13 protein-coding genes are annotated in these 13950 nt (G+C 34.9%); all 13 read right to left on the reverse strand.

Annotated elements, in window-relative coordinates:
• Positions 1 to 31 precede the first annotated feature (31 nt).
• Positions 32 to 1846: a DNA primase gene (gene dnaG, locus NSQ92_RS13975; protein ID WP_095320938.1), complete on the reverse strand. Its 1815-nt coding sequence runs from the start codon at positions 1844 to 1846 to the stop codon at positions 32 to 34.
• 40 nt (positions 1847 to 1886) lie between these two features.
• The gene (locus NSQ92_RS13980) at positions 1887 to 2348 is read right to left on the reverse strand and encodes a YaiI/YqxD family protein (protein ID WP_082138269.1); all 462 of its coding nucleotides are present in this window, start codon (positions 2346 to 2348) and stop codon (positions 1887 to 1889) included.
• A 376-nt stretch (positions 2349 to 2724) separates the two neighbouring features.
• Complete coding sequence (locus NSQ92_RS13985) at positions 2725 to 3555, reverse strand: pyruvate, water dikinase regulatory protein (protein WP_047941286.1); 831 nt, start codon at positions 3553 to 3555, stop codon at positions 2725 to 2727.
• Positions 3548 to 4198: a helix-turn-helix transcriptional regulator gene (locus NSQ92_RS13990; RefSeq protein ID WP_047941287.1), complete on the reverse strand. Its 651-nt coding sequence runs from the start codon at positions 4196 to 4198 to the stop codon at positions 3548 to 3550. The genes NSQ92_RS13985 and NSQ92_RS13990 overlap by 8 nt, the downstream gene beginning before the upstream one ends.
• Before the next feature lie 207 nt (positions 4199 to 4405).
• Positions 4406 to 6472: a glycine--tRNA ligase subunit beta gene (glyS, locus tag NSQ92_RS13995; protein WP_341152874.1), complete on the reverse strand. Its 2067-nt coding sequence runs from the start codon at positions 6470 to 6472 to the stop codon at positions 4406 to 4408.
• A complete protein-coding gene (gene glyQ / locus NSQ92_RS14000) occupies positions 6465 to 7355 on the reverse strand; it encodes a glycine--tRNA ligase subunit alpha (protein ID WP_047941289.1) in 891 nt (296 codons plus the stop codon). The genes glyS and glyQ overlap by 8 nt, the downstream gene beginning before the upstream one ends.
• 378 nt (positions 7356 to 7733) lie before the next feature.
• A complete protein-coding gene (recO, locus tag NSQ92_RS14005; RefSeq protein WP_047941379.1) occupies positions 7734 to 8489 on the reverse strand; it encodes a DNA repair protein RecO in 756 nt (251 codons plus the stop codon).
• 34 nt (positions 8490 to 8523) lie between these two features.
• Positions 8524 to 8667: a YqzL family protein gene (locus NSQ92_RS14010; RefSeq protein WP_082138270.1), complete on the reverse strand. Its 144-nt coding sequence runs from the start codon at positions 8665 to 8667 to the stop codon at positions 8524 to 8526.
• A 227-nt stretch (positions 8668 to 8894) separates the two neighbouring features.
• On the reverse strand, positions 8895 to 9809 hold the full coding sequence (gene era, locus NSQ92_RS14015) for a GTPase Era (protein ID WP_217279781.1): 915 nt from the start codon (positions 9807 to 9809) through the stop codon (positions 8895 to 8897).
• Positions 9799 to 10200, reverse strand: a complete 402-nt coding sequence (locus NSQ92_RS14020; RefSeq protein WP_047941291.1) for a cytidine deaminase — start codon at positions 10198 to 10200, stop codon at positions 9799 to 9801. Before NSQ92_RS14020 ends, era begins: the two co-directional genes overlap by 11 nt.
• A gap of 415 nt (positions 10201 to 10615) precedes the next feature.
• Entirely contained in the window at positions 10616 to 11011 is a 396-nt protein-coding gene (locus tag NSQ92_RS14025; RefSeq protein ID WP_047941292.1) for a diacylglycerol kinase family protein, read from the reverse strand.
• A complete protein-coding gene (gene ybeY, locus NSQ92_RS14030) occupies positions 10989 to 11459 on the reverse strand; it encodes an rRNA maturation RNase YbeY (RefSeq protein ID WP_047941293.1) in 471 nt (156 codons plus the stop codon). Before ybeY ends, NSQ92_RS14025 begins: the two co-directional genes overlap by 23 nt.
• A gap of 12 nt (positions 11460 to 11471) precedes the next feature.
• Positions 11472 to 13643, reverse strand: a complete 2172-nt coding sequence (locus NSQ92_RS14035) for an HD family phosphohydrolase (RefSeq protein WP_047941294.1) — start codon at positions 13641 to 13643, stop codon at positions 11472 to 11474.
• Between the last annotated feature and the right edge of the window lie 307 nt (positions 13644 to 13950).

Consider the following 13950-nt stretch of genomic DNA (forward strand, 5'->3'; position numbering starts at 1 on the left):
CTCCTTCCAAAAAATCAAGACAATAATATACCTATTTTAACGTTTTTTCTAATAATAGAACTTCCATGCCAATTTGTGCAGCTTTTATATAGTCATTTTGACGTTCTGCTTCTTTAAGCATTTGTTTTTTTTCCTTTATTTCAAGCAGTTTTTCATAATTAGTAACTTGTTTCATATAATCACTAATTTCTAATTCACTTACCTCTTCATTCACTTCCATCATTTCGATCTCGGCTACAATCCGCTGCAAATCTGGATCATCAATAAAATTCATAAATGAACTTGTATCAGTGCCTAGACCCTTTTCATAAAAAGCAAGGAGATAAGTAAAAATTGCTTGATGTTCATCAATATTAAATGCTCTTCCCTGTAATGAGCTTTGCACTTTGTAGGCAATATCCTCACTTTTAAACATATGTGCAAGCAGTCTTTTTTCTGCAGTATGATATGCGGGTAATAATCCGGCTGCTCTTTTTTTTACTGTATATTGTTTTACAGGAACAACCGTTTTTTCATCAACATATTCATTTGGACTTGATTGTTCCATCTGCATTTCCTGCTGCTTTAATGCCTCTAAAGATAGCGAAAATTCATCCGCCAGTTGTCTTAAATAGAGGTCTTTTTCAACCGCCTTATCCAGTTTAGCAATTTCTCCTATTACTTCTTCTATATAGGCGAGTTTATCTCCTTCATTTTGAAGATTTTTCCCTCTTCGATAGTACAGCATTTTAAATCCCATAAAAGGAATACTTCCATGAAGAATTTCCTGCTGTAGTTTATCTTCCCCAAATTTGTTCACATAATCATCAGGGTCCATTCCATCTGGTAACATTACTACTTTAACAACACAATTAGCCTTAGTAAGAAGCTGTCCTGCACGAAAGGCCGCTTCTATCCCTGCTGAATCAGAATCATAACAAATCGTTATATTTCGCGCGTTTCTTTTTAGAATTGCGATATGCTCTTCCGTTAAGGACGTACCCATTGTCGCAACACTATTTTCCACTCCCGCTCTATTAGCAGCTATAACATCTGCAAACCCTTCAAATAAAACAGCTTGTTGTAGCTTCCTTATAATCGGCCTTGCTTTATGAAAATTGTAAAGTGTATTGCTTTTATTAAAAATTGGTGTTTCGGGACTGTTAAGATATTTGGGATTATTATCCCCTAATGCACGTCCCGAAAACGCAATTGTGTTACCATTTCGATCACTGATTGGGAAGATGATCCGATCGCGGAAACGATCAAAATATTTTTCATCCCTCTCACTTTTTACAATCAAACCAGCTTTTTCTAGTAGTGAAACATCGAATTTACGTTTCCCTAAAAACTTCACAGCTAAATCCCAAGAGTTTAATGTATAGCCTATTTGGAACTTTTCAATAATAGGTAATGTAAAGCCCCTATTAGTTAAATATTCCAATGCGTGCTGACCATCCTTTGTATTTACGAGCAAATGATGGTAGAATTTAGATAATAATTCATGTGCATCAATCATTTGCTGTAAATCATTGGGGATAGCTAGTTTTTTTTCCAATTCATTGATTTCAATTCCTAAATCAATGCTTGCTCTGTCTGCAAGACTTGTAGCTACTTCTACAAAAGAAGTGCCTTCTAAATCCATTAGAAAGGTAAATACATTTCCACCTGCATGACAGCCAAAGCAATGGAATATCTGCTTATCTGGCGATACAGTAAAAGAAGGTGTTTTTTCGCCGTGAAAAGGACAAAGACCGATGAAATTGCGCCCTTGTCTTGTAAGGGATACATGTTCTCCAATGATCTCTACAATATCAGTTGCCTGTTTAATTTCATTAAGTTTTTCTTCAGGAATGCGCGCCACCATTTTCTAACACATCTCCCTACTTATTGCCTACTTTAATGAATTATTCGACGTGTCCAGTCGAATCTCCTTCATTTTTCGACAAAATCCTTATAAAATTTCTTCTAAATTTTTGTCGATCCTCCTCTGTAAATGGTTTAGGCCCTTTTCCATATACCCCTTTTCGCCTTGCTTTAGCAGATAAATAACGCATATCTAATGCAGTATTTATCGTTTCTTCCTCATAGATTACTCCTCTAGGTGAAAGAACAGTAACTTGCTTTAGCAATAAAGTGGAGGCCAAGCCAATATCTTGAGTCACGACAATATCCTGTTTCTTGGTAGCATTCATAATAAATAAATCAACAGCTTCTTTATCACTATCCACATATTTCCATTTTTGTCCGTCATTCTCCCGCTTCATATGGGCGTAGGAAGCAACGAACTGCAATTCATAATGATAATAAGAAGCTATTTCGACAATATCTTCTTTTACAGGACAGGAATCAGCATCAACATAAATCATGTGTTTTCCTAATGTACTATTAATTCTACATCACTCCACATATTCCTTCTTCCTAAATTATTTTTTCACGAAAGAAGTAATGTCGAAAATTTTTTTATCCCTTCCCTTGACTTCTCACAATAAATAGTTTATTCGTAATAAGCCAAGTCTAAACCTAAAACATGATACTTTTTTATCACAATTTTTTATTATAGTATAAATCAGCTTGAAATTCCATCTTTTTTTATCTATAATTATTCCTTTTAGATCATACTAGAACAAAAAATAAAATATAAGGAACTTCTCTGTTGGATAATAAGTATAAAACAGCCATAATGAAAAACTTGATTCTACTTTGGAGAACCAAGTCTTTACCACTTATTTTTATAAGAAAAAACTAATTATCTGCATTATACTTGGAGCGATAATATAAATTGTGTATAATATTTGCTGTTTCTTCCACTGCTTTATTCGTAACATCGATAACCGGGCAGCCGATGCGATTTACGATATCATCAAAATAGGTTAATTCTTCTTTTATTCTTTCAATTTGCGCATAGCTTGCTTGATCACTTAAACCCAGAGAAATAAGGCGCTCTTTTCTAATATTGTTTAATTTCGTCGGGCTTATTTTTAAGCCAAAGCACTTACTTGCTGGAACTTGAAAAAGTTCTTTTGGCGGATCAACCTCTGGCACGATTGGAACATTTGCCACTTTCACTCTTTTATGTGCCAAAAATTGCGATAAAGGTGTTTTGGATGTTCGTGATACACCAATTAAGATAATATCTGCCTTTTCTAACCCTCTTGGATCCCTGCCATCATCATATTTCACAGCAAATTCTATTGCTTCTACTTTTTTAAAATAATCTTCATCAAGTTTGCGGACAAGCCCTGGTTCATATAAAGGCGTCTTTCCCCATAAAACTTGGAATTGATCGATAATCGGACCAATTATATCACAGGCGTATACGCCTTCTTGGCGAGCCAATTCACTCATATAATTGCGAACTTCTGGTTTAACAAGCGTATAAGCAATCATTCCATGTTCCATTTTAGCTTGCATAACTACTTCATGTATATTCGATTTATCTTCCACAAACGGGAATCTTTTAATTAATACATTTACGTTATGTCCAGAAAATTGGCTAATTGCTGCTTTGGTTACTAGTTCAGCTGTTTCACCAACTGAATCAGATACAACATAGATAATTTGTCTTTCAGTCATTATGTTCCTCCACAATTCCTTTACGATTGTTAGACAAGTCTACAAACGCTCTAGTAATATTTGTTTTCGAAACTCTTCCGATTACAAGAAGACCATTTTCATTTTTTTCTACAACTGGAAGTGCATCTATTTCGTGATCCATTAACTTGCAGCCAACATCTACTAAAATTTCTTCTTTAAAGCAATATGTGACATTCGGCATTCTTGTCATAATAATCGCGACAGGCAAAGAGTTTAACTCTTGTTTTCCAATGCTTGCTCGTAATAGATCTTTGCGGGAAACAACTCCAGTTAATGTGGAAGCTTCATCAATAACAAAAATAGTTCCAACATCTTCTGTGAACATAATGACAATGGCATCATAGACAGAGGAATTCTCGTGAACAACTACTGGATGTGAATAATAATCTTTCACAAGGATATTACGGATATTATCAATTACTAGCCGCTCTGAGTTCTTGCCTGTATAGAAGTAGCCTACACGTGGTCTTGCATCTAAAAATCCAGCCATTGTTAATATCGCTAAATCTGGTCGAAGTGTAGCTCTTGTTAAGTTTAATTTATCCGCAATATGCTCGCCCGTTATCGGCCCATTTTCTTTTACAATTTCAATAATTTTTTCTTGACGTTTATTCAGTTCGATTTCCTATTCACCACCTTCATTTAGGTAACGATATCTACTAACTATTATATACGAAATAGCCAGAATCAAAAGAAAAAGAATCTAAAGATAACTCTTTTGCTACAACCATATTTAACATTCAAGTACATATTCATTATGCCTAATCATAACAAAAGGAAACTAGGTAGGGGAATCCCCTGCCTAGCTTTTTGTTAAACTATCTAGTTACTACTTCACAATTATTTCATTTACACTTGCGAAACCTTTAATATATGCAGCAATTTCCGCCATTAGATTTAGGCGATTTTCTTTAATCTTCTCATTATCAGCCATTACCATGGTGTGGTCAAAATATGCAGAGATTGCTTCTTGTAAAGAGAACAATAACTCAAAATACTCTTTTTCTTCCACTTTGGTATTAATTTTTTCTTTAACCGCTGTAAAACGATTATATAGATCACTTTCATATTCATTTTCAAACAAGCTAGAATCAACCGCTGAAACGGTTACTGCCTTATTAGAAATATTGATAATTCGACTTAATGCTTCTATCCCTTCCTTGAATTTAGCATCATCTTTGTGAAGTTCAAGAACTTTTGCCTTTCTTAAAACACTTGCAGCCCCACCAATTTTTTCTGCCAACACTGCATCAATCATATCATAGCGGATGCCCTGTTCTTGTAAAATATATTTCACACGTAATTTGAAGAATGACAGCACTGAATCAACTAATTCTTGCCCGGAAACTTTTGACGCATTCTCTATTGCCTGTATCGCCAGTTCAACCAATTGCTCAATTGGAATATTCCAGTTTTTATCTATTAGAGTCTGAACAATTCCAGTTGCCTGTCTTCTTAATGCGTAAGGATCTTGTGAACCAGTTGGTACTAATCCAATACTAAAGAACGAAACAATTGTATCCAGTTTCTCTGCTAGCGCAAGTACTGCCCCCACATTACTTGGTGCTGTTTCGTCATCTGCATGACGCGGCATATAATGCTCATTAATAGCGTTCGCTACTGATGCCTTTTCTCCCTTTTGAATAGCATATCGTTCTCCCATTAATCCTTGCAGCTCGGGGAATTCATAAACCATATTTGTTACAAGGTCAAACTTAGCAATTTGCGCAGCTCTGTCGACATCTTGTTTTTCTTCAGAAGTTAACTGTAATTCGTCGGCTAACTTAGAAGCAAGTAAGCGAACACGAGCTACTTTTTCTGCTAAAGTACCAATTTCTTCATGATATACGATTGCTTCTAGTTTTTTTAGAAGATCGTCTATCGCTAACTTTTGATCTTCTTTGTAGAAGAACGCTGCATCAGCAAGTCTAGCTCTTAATACTTTCTCATTTCCCCTTGCAACTTTGTCAAGATGTTGATGGTCCCCGTTCCGAACAGTTACAAAATAAGGCAACAACTTTCCTTCCTTAGACTTAACTGGGAAATAGCGTTGATGTTCTTTCATGCTTGTAATTAATACTTCGGTTGGTAACTCTAAATATGACTCATCAAAAGTACCATACAAAGCAGTTGGGTATTCAACTAAATTAGTAACTTCCTCTAATAAATCTTCATCAATTGGAATAATCCAATTGTTTTCTTCTTCTAATTTTTTTATTTGCGAAACGATAGCTTCTTTTCGTTCTGCTGCATTAACCATCACATATTGAGCCAACATTTTCTTCTCATAATCAGAAGGGTTTTGAAAGACGATTTCTCCACCTAAAAAACGATGACCACGTGACTGATTAGACGTTTCTACATTAGTAATAGAGAATGGAATAATTTCTTCTCCAAATAAGGCAATAAGCCATTTAATTGGACGAATATATCGTAATTCATTATTGGCCCAGCGCATATTTTTCGGGAATGTTAAGCTTAGAATTAACTCTTTTAATTCTGATAATAATTCACTTGTCTGTTTCCCTTTAATAAATTTTTTTACATGAGCGTATTCCACACCATTTATCTCTTTAAAATAGATGTCTTCTACTGCTAAGCCTTGCCCTCTTGTGAATCCCGCAGCTGCTTTAGACCATTCACCAGCTTCGTTTAATGCAATACGTTTAGCAGGGCCTTTTGCTTCTTCTTCCATATCTTGCTGCGATTCATCTAAATCAGTAACAAGAAGGGCCAATCTGCGCGGGGAAGAAAAAGCCTGAACAGAAGCATAACCCAATTGTTTCTCCGCAAGCCAAGCCTCCATTTTCTCTTTTAATGATTGGATACTAGCAGAGATAAAACGAGCTGGCATTTCTTCTAAACCAATTTCCAATAATAAGTCTCTTTTATTCATGACTTTTTCCCTCCTTACTTTTTAAAATTGGGAATCCTAATTTTTCTCTTTCTTCGTAGAAAGTTTTTGCCACTTTACGTGCTAAATTTCTGCATCTTCCAATATATCCAGTTCTTTCTGTAACAGAAATAGCCCCTTTAGCATCCAATAGGTTGAAAACGTGAGAGCATTTTAATACATAGTCATAGGCAGGGTGTACTAGCCCTTCGTCCATTTGTCTATGCGCCTCTTTTTCATAGATAGAGAATAGGTTAAACAGCATATCGGTATCAGACGTTTCAAATGTATATTTACTATGTTCAAATTCTGGTTGATAAAAAATATCTTTGATTGTGAACCCATCTGTCCACTCTAAATCAAAAACATTTTCTTTATCTTGAATATAGGAAGCCAATCGCTCAATTCCATATGTTATTTCAACCGATACTGGCTTACATTCAATACCGCCAACTTGTTGAAAATACGTAAATTGAGTAATTTCCATTCCATCAAGCCATACTTCCCATCCAAGACCTGCGCACCCTAGAGAAGGATTTTCCCAGTTATCCTCTACAAAGCGAATATCATGCTCTAACGGATTAATCCCTAGTGCTCTTAGAGAATCTAAATATAATTCTTGAATATTGTCAGGAGAAGGCTTCATGATTACTTGAAATTGATGATGCTGATATAAACGGTTTGGATTTTCTCCATATCTTCCATCTGCCGGTCTTCGAGATGGCTCTACATAAGCCACATTCCACGGCTCAGGACCAATCGCTCTTAAAAAAGTATAAGGACTCATCGTCCCCGCACCTTTTTCTACATCATATGCCTGCATTAGGATACAACCATAGTCAGACCAATGTTTTTGCAATGTTAAAATCATGTTTTGAATATTCATTGCTTTCCTACACCTCCGAATTTATAAAACGTATATTCAGCATAGATTTATGTAGAGTATGTACTCGTAAGGAACACAAAAAACTCTCGTCCCTATGCCAAATATTTCTTGACATAGGGACGAGAGTTAACCCGCGGTTCCACCCTATTTGCTGTAAGATACAGCCACTTTCATACGCAGTTGCTCCAAGAACGCCTTCCTTAACGCTCATGAACTTGGCTTCCACTATCCCAAGCTCGCTTTTCATGAGGTGAATTAAGTACTACTTTCTTTTCAATGCAACACTCTTATTTACATGAATAATAACGAAAAAAATATTAGTTGTCAACCTTGCTTTGATTTATTCTCGAAGAAGATTCACTCTTCATTCAATTACTTTTATGTAAAGGAATCCCCTAAGTTTTTCATTGATTGAATAAATTTTTTAGATTTCAAATACAACCCAGAATACTCTTCATAATAAGCATCAATAATCATACTTAGCTCTTTCTTAGTTGAATCTTTGACAGAGATACTACCTAGACGGGAAATATCCATATAATAAAAAATCCGAAGCAGCTTTACTGTAGCCTGCGAGATTTTATAATGATACGGGTCCTTGTCCAAGCATTGATGACAGATTAATCCACCTTCTCGGATAGAAAACGAAAAATGCCCCTCTGTCGCTCCGCAAAAAACACAGCGATCTAGTATTGGATATAATCCTAAGCTGTTTAACATTTTTAGTTCATAGATATTTACTAATATTTCCGGATCGTATTCTTCATTCATGTAATTTAACGTTTGATATAATAATTCAAAATGAAAAGGATTTGGCTTTTTTTCATCCGTACATTTATCTGTAAGCTCTACTATATAGCTAGCGTATGCAGTAAGAAAAATATCTTCTTTCAATGAACGCATACTCGATATAATATCCCCTTGCTGTAAAAGCCCTAATCCACTACTTCGCTGGACGAGAAAATATCCATAGACAAAAGGCTGGGTTACAGCAGAAAGCCTGCTGTTTGGCTTTTTTGCACCTCTAGCCATTACCCCAACCTTTCCCCATTCTCTTGTATACAACGTTACTATTTTATTGGATTCACCGTAATCGATGGATCTAATTACAATCCCTTCACACTTTTCGAGCATCACCATTCACCATCCCCTACTATAAGGACAGTAACTATGAAATGGGATAATCAAGTTCCGCTAGTTCCTCTTCTTGCATTCCTGGTATTTCATGATTATGCTTTTCTAATTCTTTAAAGAGTAGATAAGTATCAATGTTACCTGTTTGGGAAAAAACTTTCCAGGTAAAGTCTAACATGTAAAACCCCACCTTTCGATTTTTAACTAGCTGTTTACAACCTTAATCTTATCATAGCCTGTCTTTATAAAATCATGAGACGAAAATATTGCTAATTGATTGCATGTATAATTTTCAAATAACCGAATGCCTTCTAGTTTAATCCGTTTTCCTATTGCTGCAATAAAGGGAACAACAGGATTCCATTTTTTCTTATGGCAGCCTTTAAAGCTGTTCCGTTCTAATTATTAATATTCGTCTTCTCTAAATCCAAAATCACGCAATTGTGTCATTTTATTGCGCCAATCTTTTTGTACTTTCACCCATAATTCCAAATAGACTTTATTTCCAAGAAGATTTTCAATATCCGTTCTTGCTCTTTTTCCGATTTCTTTCAGCATACTACCTTGTTTACCGATAATTATCCCTTTTTGAGAATCTCGTTCAACGATAATAGTGGCCATTACGTTAATGACATCGTTTGATTTTCTCTCCATCTTTTCAATTACTACTGCAAGGGAGTGAGGAATTTCCTCTCTTGTTAGGTGCAGTGCTTTTTCCCTTATTAACTCAGAAACAATAAAGCGTTCAGGATGGTCTGTCACTTGATCAGCTGGATAAAATTGCGGTCCTTCTGGTAAATACTTTTTGATTTGTGTTAATAATGTTTCGACATTATTTCCTTCTAGAGCAGAGATTGGGACAATTTCTTTAAATGGATACTTCTCTTTATATGATTCAATAATGGCAAATAATTGATCTGGGTGAATCGTATCAATTTTATTAATCACTAAAAATATTGGTGTTTTTACAGACTGAAATTTCTCAAGAATGAATTCTTCCCCTTTACCAAAGCCTTCTTCAGCGTTAACCATAAAAAGGATTAGATCCACTTCTTTCAATGTATTTTGCGCTACCTTCATCATAAAATCGCCAAGTCTATGTTTCGGTTTATGAATTCCAGGTGTATCAATGAAAATAAGCTGTGCATCATCTGTTGTAAGTACACCTTGAACTTTATTTCTTGTAGTCTGTGGCTTGTCGCTCATAATCGCAATCTTTTGGCCTATTACACGGTTCAAAAAGGTTGATTTTCCAACATTAGGTCTTCCTATAATGGAGATAAATCCTGATTTGTGTTCTGTTTGATTATTAATGTTCATTTAAATCCTCCGGTGAAAATGCTCCTGGCAATAACTCTGCCACAGTTAATGTTTGTACGTCGCCTTTTAAATTCGTTAATATTACTTCCATGTCTTTTGGACAAAGTTCAGAAATTACTTGTCTGCAAGCACCACATGGAGAAACTGGTCCCTCTGTATCTGCCACAACAACAAGCTTCTTGAAAGTAGTATCACCTTCTGACACAGCTTTAAATAATGCCGTTCGTTCTGCACAATTCGTCATACTGTACGCTGCGTTTTCAATGTTACAACCGTGATAAACGATACCCTTTTCCGAAAGCAGAGCTGCTCCTACCTTAAATTTTGAATAAGGTACATACGCTTTATCACGTGCAAGTTTTGCTTCTTCCATTAGAAGTTCCTTTTTCATACAAATCCCTCTTTTCTTTAAGCAGCTTTTCATGCTATTTCAAGTTCACTTTTGGCTATATCACAAGCCGAAAAGGTTCTTGTTTAGCCAAATACTTTCCCCTTTAGCGCTAAGATTTATTTTAAAATAATTTTTCATTTTAGTGAGTATCTCTTTTTAGTAAGCCCTATTCTCGCCTTACACATTATTTTAAAGAATAAATGGAACGTTTTCAAACTTCAGTAACACTTAATATGATGTTAAATGTACTGTCTTAAAATTATATACTAATTTGGAAGCACAATAAAGAGAAAGAAGTAGGGAGTTATTAATGAACGTAGAAAACCCAAAAATAAAAAACTACCTTTTAAAAATTAAATCTTCAACAAATAACTATTTGTTGAAGATTTAATTTTTATCAGATAGCTTTTATTCTCTAACCTATTATAGCGCTCCAGATTTTCGGGATAAAGATGATTCCGCCAATCACAATCGAAAGAATTGCTGCGACAAAAACAGCACCAGCAGCTATGTCCTTTGCCTCTTTTGCCAATGGATGATATTCACTAGTAACAAGATCCACCACACGTTCTATTGCCGTATTTATCAGTTCTAGGCTAATTACTAATCCAATACAAAAAGCAATTAACATCCATTCCTGTTTAGACAAATCATTTAAAAGGCCCAATACAATAACAAGAATGGTAATAACTAAATGAATTTTTACATTTCTTTCTTGTTTAATAGCAGTTAGTATTCCCAATATCGCTAAACGGAAGGAGGATAATTGACTGTTCTTTCGAATTCTTTTATCTTTGTAATCCGAACTCATCTAAAATATCCTTTTGAAGAGTAAACATCACTTTTTCATCTTCTTCTGTCATATGGTCATATCCTAGTAAGTGCAAAAAGCCATGAACAGATAAAAATCCAAGTTCTCTCATATAAGAATGACCATAATCATTAGCCTGTTCCTCCGCTTTATCGATAGAAATGACAATATCTCCTAACATTCTAGGAAGTCCCTCTCCAACCAATTCCAATTCGCCTTCTCCTAATTCCTCCAGCGCAAAAGAAATAACATCTGTCGGTTGATCCTTTTCTCTATATTCTTTATTTATTTGTTGAATTTGTTCATTATGAACGAAGGTAATGGAAAGCTCAATTTCTCCTTGGAGATTTAGTTTACCGGCCGCAAATTGTAAAAGTTTCTCGATTTTCGCAATCTCACTTTCCTTCACTTTTTCTGTTTCATCAATAAAATCAATTTCTAAATTCATATTCGACTTCCTTTACTTTTTCATTTCTGGATATTCGATTCGTGAATGAAAAATTCCTTTTAACGTTTCACTTAATGTATTTCGAACAATATCTAATTCCTTTAATGTTAAATCACATTCATCCAATTGTCCATCTTGCAAACGGTCAGAAATAATATTCTTAATTAAAGAGTCAATTTGCTCGGTGGTTGGTGCATTTAAACTTCTTACAGCAGCTTCTACACTATCCGCAATTCCTATAATTGCTACCTCACGCGTTTGGGCTTTTGGGCCTGGGTAGCGGTAATCACTTTCTTTTACCTCTCCCCCTTTTTCCTTTGCCTTAAAATAAAAATATTTTAAGAGGGAGGTTCCATGATGCTGTTCAGCAATATCGACGATTTCTTTCGGTAATTTATATTTTCTTAATAACTCAGCTCCATCTGTTGCGTGGGCAATAATGATATTTTTACTGGCCTGGGGAGGAATACGGTCGTGTGGATTTCCCATATTCATTTGATTTTCAATAAAAAAATGCGGCCTTTTTGTTTTCCCGATATCATGATAATAACAACCAACTCTTGCCAATAAACCATTAGCGCCAATCGCTTCACATGCTGATTCCGCTAAATTAGCAACCATCACACTATGATGATACGTACCAGGTGCCTCAGTTAAGATTTTACGTAATAATGGATGGTTAGGATTAGAGAGCTCAATTAACTTAATGGTAGAAAGCACCCCAAACCCGGTTTCAAGGAAAGGCAAGAAACCGATTGTTAAAACAGCTGAACTTATTCCGGAAATAACGGCCAGTAAAAGGAATACACCATATTCTTTTGCACCATAATGTCCGTTTTGTAAATATAAAATCGCTAATATCGTAACAATATTTATAAAAGAAATAAAGAATCCTGCATAAAGAATATTGGTCCGCTGATTTCTTTTATATAAAAATAAAATACTGGCTAAACCACTTGCAATAATATATATACCCATTCCTACATTAAAAGTTCCAGCAACTCCTTCATTAAACATAATCATTCCACAAACCGCAAGAATAATCGTTACTAATAAAGCAGATTTTTCTTCCATTAATATCTTAATTAACATAACCGCCATAGCAGCTGGAAATATATAGCCAATCTCTGTGTATTCAAACTGTTGGAAGGCGCTTATTGTTTTCATTAATACAATCGTTACACTAATTATAAGAAAGAACATTAAATAGAACTGGATATTATTCTCCTTCTCTTTCGATGTTCTTTTAAGTGTATAAAAATAAAGTGCCGCTAGCATCGTCAAGATGATTAAACCTAAACCGATAAATGGCTGAATGGAATTATCGCTATCTAATAATCCAACAAGTTCAAGTTGTCTATGTATCTCTCTACTTATCAGTTGGCCTTCTTCCACAAGAACTTGGCCTTGAAGTACTCTTATTGGCTCCACACCATCAACAGCTTGCTGACGCATTTCTTCTGTCGCAGTAGGATCGTAGAACTCATTTTGAATGATTGCAAATCTTCCTAAATCGATACTTGCACTCTTTAAATCAGAAGTTAAACCATCGTTTACCTTTAAGATATCCTCCACTCTTTTTTTGGCATTCTCCACCTCATCTGAAGGAATCTTACCATTCATTACTGTATGTATAGCTGTTACCGTAATATCTTTTGCGATTTCTAACTGATCTTCCGAATAAGGAATAAGCGATTTTAAAGAGCGGTCCATAATTTCATTCGTTACTTCATTTGTCAGCTTGCCTTTTAGTAATTCAAGCTTCTCGTCAACGGATGGCTCTTTTATTGATTGTTTATTCTTATCTTCCTCTTCTGCTTTCTTTCTTTTTTCTTCCATTTGTTTCTCTACTTCGTTATTTACTTCTGTTACAGAATCAAATATAGAAGATATTAAATCTACACGATTCTGAGCAATTTCTTTATTAACAACATAGACATCCTGTACTTGATTTTTTGCTTCTTCCTTCTTTTTCTCTGTACTCTCTTTATCTTCCACTGTTATGGGTGACCTAATAGTCTGATCCGCTACAGAAAATAACTGTACATTTAATTTTTCCGGCTTTACGTTTCCATAGAGTGTAAAGAATAAAATGACACCAAGTAAAATAAAGAGAATTATTTTAAAAAAGGTAATATTCATTAGTTTTATTAAATTATTACGCATTCTCTGCCAAACGTTCATATTTACCTCCTATTTCAAAAAAATAGGTTCAGTTGCTTATTCTATCATCTTAAACCTATTTTTTAATCCTTAACCTATCTAGATGTAAATTCTCCTTCTGAAAGCTGATTTTCAAGCATTTGTCACTTTCCTCAATAGATCAGTAAAACCACCAATAATTAAAAACAAAAAAATCTGATGATATGTAAAATGATAACAGTTTTTTCGATCGTTTTCATCCTTTTTCGAATATTTCATGTATCCGGAACGTATCCAATCCAATATAGAAAGAAGGACAATATCCTTAAGCCCAAATAAACTTAAGATA

It is taken from the genome of Niallia sp. FSL M8-0099 (genome assembly GCF_038006945.1).
GTDB classification, from domain to species: Bacteria; Bacillota; Bacilli; order Bacillales; family Cytobacillaceae; genus Niallia; species Niallia circulans.

Excerpts from the sequence above, each read along its gene's own strand:
- dnaG (WP_095320938.1), bottom strand. The coding sequence starts at position 1,846 with ATGGTGGCGCGCATTCCTGAAGAAAAACTTAATGAAATTAAACAGGCA.
- NSQ92_RS13980 (WP_082138269.1), bottom strand. The coding sequence starts at position 2,348 with ATGATTTATGTTGATGCTGATTCCTGTCCTGTAAAAGAAGATATTGTC.
- NSQ92_RS13985 (WP_047941286.1), bottom strand. The coding sequence starts at position 3,555 with ATGACTGAAAGACAAATTATCTATGTTGTATCTGATTCAGTTGGTGAA.
- glyS (WP_341152874.1), bottom strand. The coding sequence starts at position 6,472 with ATGAATAAAAGAGACTTATTATTGGAAATTGGTTTAGAAGAAATGCCA.
- glyQ (WP_047941289.1), bottom strand. The coding sequence starts at position 7,355 with ATGAATATTCAAAACATGATTTTAACATTGCAAAAACATTGGTCTGAC.
- recO (WP_047941379.1), bottom strand. The coding sequence starts at position 8,489 with ATGCTCGAAAAGTGTGAAGGGATTGTAATTAGATCCATCGATTACGGT.
- NSQ92_RS14010 (WP_082138270.1), bottom strand. The coding sequence starts at position 8,667 with ATGTTAGACTTTACCTGGAAAGTTTTTTCCCAAACAGGTAACATTGAT.
- era (WP_217279781.1), bottom strand. The coding sequence starts at position 9,809 with ATGAACATTAATAATCAAACAGAACACAAATCAGGATTTATCTCCATT.
- NSQ92_RS14020 (WP_047941291.1), bottom strand. The coding sequence starts at position 10,200 with ATGAAAAAGGAACTTCTAATGGAAGAAGCAAAACTTGCACGTGATAAA.
- NSQ92_RS14025 (WP_047941292.1), bottom strand. The coding sequence starts at position 11,011 with ATGAGTTCGGATTACAAAGATAAAAGAATTCGAAAGAACAGTCAATTA.
- ybeY (WP_047941293.1), bottom strand. The coding sequence starts at position 11,459 with ATGAATTTAGAAATTGATTTTATTGATGAAACAGAAAAAGTGAAGGAA.
- NSQ92_RS14035 (WP_047941294.1), bottom strand. The coding sequence starts at position 13,643 with ATGAACGTTTGGCAGAGAATGCGTAATAATTTAATAAAACTAATGAAT.